Annotated in this window: 9 protein-coding genes and 2 pseudogenes; 7 read left to right on the top strand and 4 right to left on the bottom strand. The window is 74.4% G+C overall.

Annotated features, from left to right (window positions below; all coding sequences use genetic code 11):
• From MCAG_RS33730 to MCAG_RS17290, 4 genes and pseudogenes are all read left to right on the top strand, one after another.
• Positions 1-323: pseudogene (locus tag MCAG_RS33730) on the top strand (hypothetical protein); the annotation flags it as partial.
• A 164-nt stretch (positions 324-487) separates the two neighbouring features.
• Positions 488-919, top strand: coding sequence for a hypothetical protein (locus tag MCAG_RS17305; RefSeq protein WP_157548105.1), 432 nt, complete (start codon positions 488-490; stop codon positions 917-919).
• A gap of 241 nt (positions 920-1,160) precedes the next feature.
• A complete protein-coding gene (locus MCAG_RS17295) occupies positions 1,161-1,979 on the top strand; it encodes a hypothetical protein (RefSeq protein ID WP_036373870.1) in 819 nt (272 codons plus the stop codon).
• A gap of 97 nt (positions 1,980-2,076) precedes the next feature.
• Complete coding sequence (locus MCAG_RS17290; protein WP_007074273.1) at positions 2,077-2,409, top strand: YkvA family protein; 333 nt, start codon at positions 2,077-2,079, stop codon at positions 2,407-2,409.
• A gap of 215 nt (positions 2,410-2,624) precedes the next feature.
• Here the strand turns inward: MCAG_RS17290 and MCAG_RS17285 are convergent, their stop codons facing one another.
• The 3 genes from MCAG_RS17285 to MCAG_RS17275 form a co-directional block, all read right to left on the bottom strand.
• Positions 2,625-2,873, bottom strand: coding sequence for a ferredoxin (locus MCAG_RS17285; RefSeq protein WP_007074272.1), 249 nt, complete (start codon positions 2,871-2,873; stop codon positions 2,625-2,627).
• Positions 2,874-2,886: 13 nt separating this feature from the next.
• Positions 2,887-4,089, bottom strand: coding sequence for a cytochrome P450 (locus MCAG_RS17280; RefSeq protein ID WP_007074271.1), 1,203 nt, complete (start codon positions 4,087-4,089; stop codon positions 2,887-2,889).
• 212 nt (positions 4,090-4,301) lie between these two features.
• Positions 4,302-4,487: an antitoxin gene (locus tag MCAG_RS17275; RefSeq protein WP_036377354.1), complete on the bottom strand. Its 186-nt coding sequence runs from the start codon at positions 4,485-4,487 to the stop codon at positions 4,302-4,304.
• A 194-nt stretch (positions 4,488-4,681) separates the two neighbouring features.
• Between MCAG_RS17275 and MCAG_RS17270 the strand changes: the two genes are divergently transcribed.
• The gene (locus MCAG_RS17270; protein WP_050777990.1) at positions 4,682-5,791 is read left to right on the top strand and encodes an AI-2E family transporter; all 1,110 of its coding nucleotides are present in this window, start codon (positions 4,682-4,684) and stop codon (positions 5,789-5,791) included.
• Positions 5,792-5,801: 10 nt separating this feature from the next.
• Here the strand turns inward: MCAG_RS17270 and MCAG_RS17265 are convergent, their stop codons facing one another.
• The gene (locus tag MCAG_RS17265) at positions 5,802-6,485 is read right to left on the bottom strand and encodes a dienelactone hydrolase family protein (protein WP_050777989.1); all 684 of its coding nucleotides are present in this window, start codon (positions 6,483-6,485) and stop codon (positions 5,802-5,804) included.
• 161 nt (positions 6,486-6,646) lie between these two features.
• Between MCAG_RS17265 and MCAG_RS35750 the strand changes: the two are divergent.
• Both MCAG_RS35750 and MCAG_RS17255 read left to right on the top strand, forming a co-directional pair.
• Positions 6,647-6,817: pseudogene (locus MCAG_RS35750) on the top strand (MerR family transcriptional regulator); the annotation flags it as partial.
• Positions 6,818-6,939: 122 nt separating this feature from the next.
• On the top strand, positions 6,940-7,122 hold the full coding sequence (locus MCAG_RS17255) for a hypothetical protein (RefSeq protein ID WP_007074267.1): 183 nt from the start codon (positions 6,940-6,942) through the stop codon (positions 7,120-7,122).
• Positions 7,123-7,129 lie beyond the last annotated feature (7 nt).

The raw sequence follows: 7,129 nt of genomic DNA, 5'->3' as shown, positions 1-7,129 counted from the left end.
GGGGTTGCTCTTCGGCGCTGCCGGCCGGGGCACCGGTCGGTGTGCTCGGCGGCGGCACCGGTTCGCTGGCCGGGTCGGCCCGTGCCGGCGCGACGGTGGCGGCGCGGCCAGCGGGCGGCCTGGCGGGGGCCGAGCACCGGGCCGCCACGGGAGTGGGCCGGATGGGCGCGAACGGGGCCGGCGGCGGCCGGGCGGGCGTGCTCGGCGGGCACGGGCGGACCGACGAGGACGAGTCCGACGAGCGGCTGACCTGGCTCACCGAGGACGAGATGGTCTGGCAGGACGGCGACCCGGGCGTCCCGCCGGTGCTCGGCGCGGGCTGACGCTCGCCATGTCGTACGGTGCGGGGCCCTCCTTTCCGGGGAGGGCCCCGCATCCTTTTCCAGCCTGGCTGTCGATGGGGAGTCGTTCGTCCACAGCGACGGGTCGTGGCCCGGGTCACCCGGCCGAAGCTGCGGGCGGCCCGGAACGGCGATAGGTTGGTGTGGTGCAGTCCGCAGCGTTCGTCCGCCGCTCCCGGCCGGCGACGCTGCGCGGGTCACGCCTTCCGTGGCAGTCGACGGTGCGTCGCATCGGGGAGTTGGGTCGCCTTGCGCTGACCGCCCTGGTCCTCGCCGTCGGTCTCGGCGGGGTCTCCGCGCTGACGGCCGCCGCCCCCGCCACGGCGTCTGCGGCCACCGGGCTGGCCCGCCCCGTCGTCGTCTCCAGTCGGGTCGACTCGTTGAGCCCCGGCCCCGGCGCGAAGACCGCGCCGCGCACCGATCCGGCCGCCCCGCAGCAGGCCCGGCTGGTCCCCGCCGACGCACGGCGGCCGGCTCCCGCCCCGGCGGGTGTCGCGGTGGTGACCGACCCGGTCGACCGTCCCGCCGTCGACCCGGCCGGTGGCACCGTCGTCCGGCGCGGTCCGCCCCGGCACTGACCCGGGCCGCTACCCGCCGATCCGGACCGCCCGGCACCGTACCTCGCCGGCCCGGCACCGCATCGGCTCGCCGCGAACCGGCAATGGCCGCGCCCCTGCCGGGCCGCCGACGACCCGCCCACCGTCATTCGCGACGCCGACGGCCCGGCGGGGGTCCCGTCCGGCACCGGTCGGCGCGCCGCCCCCGCCCGCATCGCGGGCCCCGACCATAAGTCCACGTCGTCCATCCGAGGTGCCCCTCATGCCGACCGCGTTCTCCTCCGTCCTGCTCGACGTACCCCGGGCCGCCGCGATCTGGCTGGCCCTGCTCGGCCTCGCCGTCGTCGCCGTCGCCGGCCTGGTCGCCCGGCCCGACCTGTTTCGCTCCGTGATCGGCGGGCGGATCCGCGCGGCCGCCGTGCCCAGCCTCCTGGAGGAGGCCGCCGAGGAACGGGCCCGCCGCCGCTACGCCGACGAGGTGGCGACCGCGGCGGAACGGGCGGCGACCACCGCCCGCCGGATGCGGGCCGAGTGGCTGTCCGCCCAGGAGGAGGTCGAGGCGGCGTGGCAGGCGTACGAGGCCGCCGAGGCCGACGTCCGCCGGCTGTCGGCCACCACGGCCCTGCCCCGTCCGCACACCGAGCGCACTCCCGCCGAGTACGCCGACCGCGAGCGCTACCTGCACCGGGCCGCGCTGGACGCGTACTGGCGTCGGGAGTTGTCGGAGGAGCAGCTCAGCGACGTCTTCGCGCACCGCAACGGGTGGGACCCCCGGCTGCACCCGGTCGACCAGGAGTTGGTGCTGCGCCGGGCCGTCCGGGACCATCTGCGCGCCCGGCAGGAGGCCGCCCGGGAGCGGGAGCAGGCCGCCTGGCAGGCCGCCGAGCAGGCCGCCGTCGCCGCGCGCAGCCTACGCGACGAGGCTTTCGCCGCGACCGCGCCCGCCAAACAGGAGCAGGCGTCGCTGCTGCCCGGGGTGACCGACGAGCCGTCGCCGGGCGTCGAGCAGACCCGCGAGATGCCGGCGGTCGCCCGTTCCGCGCCGACCGTGGCCCGGGGCCGGGCCGCCGTACCGGCCTGAACCAGCCCACCCGGCTCCGGGGTAAGAAGGGGACCCTTCTATACCGCAGGCGTTAACAAGGGGCCCTTCCTTGCACCCCGTCGGCTAGCGTGGGCGCATGACGGAGCGCACCTGGCTGCTGGTGGTCGTCGGCCTCGTCCTGGCGGCGACGCTCGTCGGTGCTGTCGTGCTCGCCGTGCGGGTGGTCCGCACCCGCAAGCTGCTCGGCACGCTGGGCGTCGGCGGCAAGGTCGCCTTCTGGGGCGCGCTGGCCTACACGATCCTCCCGATCGACGTGCTCCCCGACCCGATCTACCTGGACGACATCGGGGTGCTCGCCGCCGCCCTGCTCTACCTCAACCGGCTCGTCCGGCAGCACCGCGCCGCCCAGCGTCAGCTCCCCGGTCAGCCCGACCCCCGGCAGGGAAGGACCCAACGCCCGGTCGCCTGAGCCGTCTCATGATCGGGGCTGGATCTTTGGACAGGGGCGGGACATGCCGCAGTGCCGATCGCCGAGGGCTCGGCAGGCGGCGCCGGTCACCGCTCCGATGCCGGCGCCCCACTGCCGCGCCCCACTGCCGCGCTCCGATGCCGCGCTCTGATGCCGACCGGCCGATGTCGGCCATCCGATGCCCGCGCGGTCTGATGTCGACGGTCCGCCGCCGGTCAGGGCTCTGGGGCGATCTGCCGGCGGCTCTCCGCCTCGGAGACGAGGATCGCCTCCATGGGGCAGGAGTCGGCCGCATCGAGCACCGCCTGCGCGGGTGCCACCCGCTCGGCCATCGGGCGGGACAGCCCGTCGACCAACTCGAAGTGCTCGGGTGCCGTCCCGGCGCAGATGCCCGAACCGATACACCGGGTCGGGTCCACGTGCAGCCGCCACCCGAGGCCGGGCCGTTCTTCCTCCGCGCTCACCTGATCCTCCCCCTCACCAAGCCACCGGCATCGCGGTGAGGCCGCGTACCAGCAGACCGCTCTTCCAGGTCAGCTCCGGCTCGGGCACCGCCAGGCGCAGCCCGGGGGTGCGGTCGAGCAGGGTTTCCAGCACCACCTGAAGCTCCATCCGGGCAAGCTGGGCGCCGACGCAGTGGTGCACCCCGTGCCCGAAGCCCAGGTGCGGGTTGATCTCCCGGCCGAGGTCGAGCCGGTCGGCGTCGGCGAAGACCGTCTCGTCCCGGTTGGCCGACGGGATCGACACGACCACCGGCTCACCCGCGCGTACCAGGACCCCGCCGACCTCGATGTCCTCCTTCGCGTAGCGGGCGAAGGCGGTGGTCGCGCCGAGCGGGACGAACCGCATCAGCTCCTCGACCGCACGGGGGACCAGTGTCCGGTCGGCCAGCAGCCGGGCCCACTCGTCGGGATGCTGTAGCAGGACGTACACGAAGTTGGGAATCTGGGTGACGGTGGTCTCGTGCCCGGCCGCGAGCAGCCCAGCGGCCAGCTCGACCATCTCTTGTTCGCTGAGCCGGTCGTCGGCGTCGCGGGCCCGGACCATCGCGCTGAGCAGGTCGTCGGTCGGCTCCTCGCGCCGCCGCGCGATCAGCTCACCCATGTAGGCGAACAGGTTGCCCATGTACTGCTCGATCTGCTCCTCGCTGAGCGTGGTGATCGAGACGATCGCCTCCGACCACGTGTGGAACCGGTCCTGGTCGGCGACCGGCACGCCGAGCAGGTCGCAGATGACCCGGATCGGCAACGGGGTGGCCACGTGCGCCACCAGGTCGGCCGCTGGCCCGGCGGCGAGCAGGTTGTCGACCAGCTCGTCGGCCACCTGCCGGGTGCGGGGCCGCAGCTCCTCCACCCGGCGCGCGGTGAACGCGCGGGCCACGAGCCGGCGCAACCGGGTGTGCTCGGGCGGATCCATGGACAGGATGCCGCCCTTGATCTGCCGTGGGGTGTTGCGCGGCTCGTCCCGCCCGACGGCGGCGGCCCGGCTGAACCGGGCGTCGCCGAGCACGATGCGCACGTCGGCGTGCCGGGTGGCCAGCCAGGCCGGCGCACCGTACGGCAGGCGGACCCGGATCAGCGGCTCGTCGCGGCGCAGCCGGGCGTAGCACGGATCGAGGTTGAGCCGGTCGGGATCGCTGAACGGATAGCGCTGGATCGTCGCCTCGGATGTGTCGGTCACCGGATGACTTCCTCTCGTCTGCGACCCTGCCGGCGGGCCGCCCGGTCCGCCGGGAAGGGCCCCACCTGGGGTCATACCCCGAATACGGATCGTAGCGAGAGAGTTCGATGATCGGCCAGTGAGCCGGGATGGATTTCCGGTTCGCTCCCGGCGAAACACGCGACACGACGGTCCCGGCCGCCGCTGGGCGACGCCCGGGAGCCGGGTCGGGGTCAGCGCGGCGAGGTGTCGCCCTCGCCGGTACGCCGCTGCGCCATGTCGACACCCTTGTCGATCTGGTTGTCGTGCTTGCCGCCGCTGCGCTGCTCGACCATGTCACCGGCCTTCTCGATGCCCTGGTCGACCTGCTTGTCATGCTTGTCGGCGAAGTCCTTGGCCTTGTCCAGGAAATCGCTCACGGTCTCCTCCTCCACTCGTTCCTCCCAAGGGCCTTCCCTGCCCCAGCACCCACAAACCGCCAACCCTGCGGCCGACCTTGGACAGCTGTCGCTCCGTCCGAACGACAGCTTGTCCAAGATTCGCGCGTGGTGCGGTGTGGTGTCGGAGAGTCGGCGTACGGGTATGGACGTCGCCGGGAGGCGGGAGGGCTGACGTGGTCGACGATGGTGCCGGGGGTACGACGGACGACGGGAGCCGCGCGGGGCCGCGGCAGGCGTGGGCGGGGCTTCCGTGGCTGGTTCGCTCCGCCGTGCTCTGGAGCGCCTGCCTGGTGGTGGTCGTCGCCGGGCTGTACCTGGTCGGAAAGATCGCCGTGCTGCTGGCGCCGCTGGCCATCGCGCTGGCTGCGACGCTCTTCCTCACCGCCCTGCTCGACCCGGTGCTGCTCCTGCTGCGCCGGCTCCGGCTGCCGGCGGCGCTGGCCGCCCTGCTCACCGTGCTGTTCCTGCTCGGCATCCTGGTCGGTGTCGGGGCGCTGGTGTGGAACCTGACCGCGAGCCAGTTCGGCGAGCTGAGCCAGGAGCTCGACCAGGGGCTCCAGCGGACCCGGGACTTCGCCACCTCCACCCTCCCGGTCACCGACGCCCAGCTCGACAAGCTGATCAGGCAGACCCGGGACGGGCTGGGCGGTGGCGCACCCGACCCGGTCGGCGGGGCGCGTACGGCCGCCGAGGTCGCCGGCTCCGTCCTGCTCTCCCTGGTGCTGCTCTTCTTCCTGCTCAAGGACGGCCGGTCGATGTGGCACTGGGTGCTGCGCCGCACGACCGGCCCGAACCGGGACGTCGCCGCCGAGGCCGGCCGGGTGGGCTGGCGGACGCTCGGCGCGTACAGCCGGGGCACGATGATCATCGCGGCGATCGACGCTCTCGGGATCGGCCTGGCCCTGGTGCTGCTACGGGTGCCGCTCGCCCTGCCGCTCGCCCTGATCACCTTCCTCGGCGGCTTCGTCCCCATCATCGGCGCCACCGTGGCCGGGGCGGTGGCGGTGCTGGTGGCGCTCGCCGCGAAGGGGCCGACCATCGCGCTGCTCACCCTGGCCGCGGTGATCGCCGTGCAGCAGATCGAGGGGAACCTGCTGGAGCCGCTGGTGATGAAGCGGCAGGTCCAGTTGCATCCGGCGGTGATCCTGGTGGCGGTGACCGCCGGCACGCTGATCGCCGGGATCGCCGGGGCGTTCGTCTCGGTGCCGATCACGGCGGTCGCGTACCGGGTGATCGACACCGTGCAGCGGCACCGGCAGGCCGCCACCGCTCGACCGGCCTGACCCACCGCCGTCAGGCGGGCGGGCGCAGGTGGGTGGCGAACCAGTCGGCCGCCGCGTCGGCGACCTGCGCCAGAGCGCCCGGTTCCTCGAACAGGTGGGTCGCGCCGGGTACCACCCGCAGCTCGCCGACCTCGCCCAGTTCCGCCATCGCCTGCTCGTTCAGCGTGATCACCTGCTCGTCCAGCCCGCCGACCAGTAGCAACGTCGGGGCGGCCACCTGGGGCAGGGCGGTGCCGGCCAGGTCCGGCCGGCCGCCCCGGGAGACCACGGCACGGACCTGATCGGGGCGGGCCGCCGCAGCGACCAGAGCGGCGGCGGCCCCGGTGCTGGCGCCGAACAGACCCACCGGTAGCCGGCCCAGCGTCGGCTCGGCCGCCATCCAGTCCACGATCTCGGCCAGCCGGTCGGCGAGCAGACCGATGTCGAACCGGAGCTCGGCCGTACGGGCGTCGACCCGGTCCTCCTCCTGGGTGAGCAGGTCCACCAGCACCGTGCCGAGGGCCCGCTCGTGCAGCACCTTCGCCACGGCGACGTTCCGAGGGCTGTGCCGGGAGCTGCCGCTGCCGTGCGCGAAGAGCACCACGCCCGTCGCCCCGGCCGGGACCAGCACGTCGGCCGGCAGCCCGGCGCCCCCCGCCGGGATCGTGACCTCGCGACCCCGGGTCGTCGTGCCCACCTGTCCGCGCCTCGCCATCGCACATCCTTCCCCCGTCGTCCGCCAGGCCCGGTGTCCCGGGCCGGCCGCCGGGCCCCGGTATCGGAGCCGGCCGTCCGCCGGTTGCCTTACCCGCCCCGGCAACCGGGATTCGCCGTTGCCTTGACATCGACGGCAAGGTCTAGCGGCGCTCCGCCAACGGCTACCGCGTCTACGACGAGGCGGAGCTGCGGGTCGTACACGAGATCCGGGCCCTGCTCGCGGTGGGCTTCGGCCTGGACGACATCCGCCCGTTCGTGGCCTGTCTGCGGGCCGGCCACGCCTCCGGGGACGTCTGCCCGGACTCGGTGGTCGTGCTGACCAGCCTGTAGCCCTGGCGGACCTGGCCAGCCTGGAGCCCTGGACGGCGTCGTTTGCACTCCGGCCGAGCGGGAAGGCCCGGGGTGACCGCAGCACCGGCGCAGCCGCGCCCCGACAGATCGCGAGGATCGTCATGGCCCGACAGCAGGACAGGTCCCGGCAGCAGACCGCCGAGCGGGACGAACAGCGGGAACGGGACGCCGAGCGCGGCCGGGACTGGGCGGACGAGGCGGCGCAGGCGCGTACCGCCGACGACCCGCGCGCCGTGGCCCCGCACGACGCGGCCGGTCGCCCCTCCAACGGGAGACAGTTCTGAGCCTCCC

The organism is Micromonospora sp. ATCC 39149 (assembly GCF_000158815.1).
Classification (GTDB): domain Bacteria; phylum Actinomycetota; class Actinomycetes; order Mycobacteriales; family Micromonosporaceae; genus Micromonospora.
Note: the sequence above shows the minus strand (reverse complement) of the source record. Positions and strands in the feature narration are given on the sequence as shown.

What these genes read in the sequence shown, in the direction of transcription:
- MCAG_RS17295 (WP_036373870.1), top strand. Translation starts at nt 1,161, where the DNA reads ATGCCGACCGCGTTCTCCTCCGTCCTGCTCGACGTACCCCGGGCCGCC.
- MCAG_RS17290 (WP_007074273.1), top strand. Translation starts at nt 2,077, where the DNA reads ATGACGGAGCGCACCTGGCTGCTGGTGGTCGTCGGCCTCGTCCTGGCG.
- MCAG_RS17265 (WP_050777989.1), bottom strand. Translation starts at nt 6,485, where the DNA reads ATGGCGAGGCGCGGACAGGTGGGCACGACGACCCGGGGTCGCGAGGTC.
- MCAG_RS17255 (WP_007074267.1), top strand. Translation starts at nt 6,940, where the DNA reads ATGGCCCGACAGCAGGACAGGTCCCGGCAGCAGACCGCCGAGCGGGAC.